Origin of the sequence: Shewanella sp. BF02_Schw, assembly GCF_014596695.2 — a bacterium.
Taxonomy (GTDB): Bacteria; Pseudomonadota; Gammaproteobacteria; order Enterobacterales; family Shewanellaceae; genus Shewanella.
Map to the genome: position 1 here is coordinate 1 of NZ_JABKAW020000024.1, position 942 is coordinate 942.

The window sequence follows — 942 nt, forward strand, 5'->3', positions numbered from 1 at the left end:
TTATTCATTACCTTCCACAATCGTTCTATTGGGTTTAAATTTGGACTATAAGGCGGCAGGTAATGCAATGTTATATTCAGATTTTTAGCCTCTTTAACTACTAAGGCATTTCGATGGTATCCAGCGCCATCAAGCACCAAATGGATAACACCACTTGTTGAGTAACGCGCTCTAATTTGGTTTAAAAAATCGATGATGGATGCACCGTTAACCGTTTTGCTATATTGCTCAATGACCGCTTCTGTTAAGTGACCAAGTCGGATTGCACCAACCACGTTAATACGGGTTCGGCTTCCCGTCGTTTCTATCGGTTTATCAACGCCTTTTTTTATCCAGCCTGCGGTGATTTTTGTGGCTTGGGTCGGATGAACCGCATCCATAAATAATAACGGTTCATCAGGGGTTAACGAGGATTTTAGTTGCTCATAATATTCAATGAAAGCCGTTTGTTTGTCTTCATCAAATTTGTGAGGAACCCCTTTAGGGTTTTTATAGCTGAACTGATGTTTATGCAGCCATTTATTGAGGCCTGACACTGTGTACTTAATCTGAAATTGTTCTGAGATATAAGCGACTATTTGATGGCTATGCAAGTAGGTCACCTCACACAGGTGTGCAATCAATAGTTCAGTTTGCTCTTGACTCAGATAACTTAAGGAGCCGCCACTATTACACGTGAGTTTTTGGTCGTGAGCATAGGCATCAATGTATCGAACTACGGTCGTTTCGTGAATACGTAACGCTTGGGCAATCATTGGCGTTGGCCAATTTTCATCGCGTAGTAAAATGGCTTTAATGCGATCACACTCACGCCTATCACTCGAGCTTTTATGTCGAGTTTCCAATGCTACTTTTTGTTCTGGCGAGAGTGTAATTTGTTTCATGGGGCTATGATGATCCCATTTGGGACAAAATCAAGCATTTTCAATGATCACGGGTATA

1 protein-coding gene is annotated in these 942 nt (G+C 41.3%); it reads right to left on the reverse strand.

Annotated elements, in window-relative coordinates:
* Positions 1-884: IS630 family transposase (locus tag HNW13_RS23435; RefSeq protein ID WP_208062979.1), on the reverse strand; the 884-nt coding region annotated here is incomplete at its 3' end.
* Between the last annotated feature and the right edge of the window lie 58 nt (positions 885-942).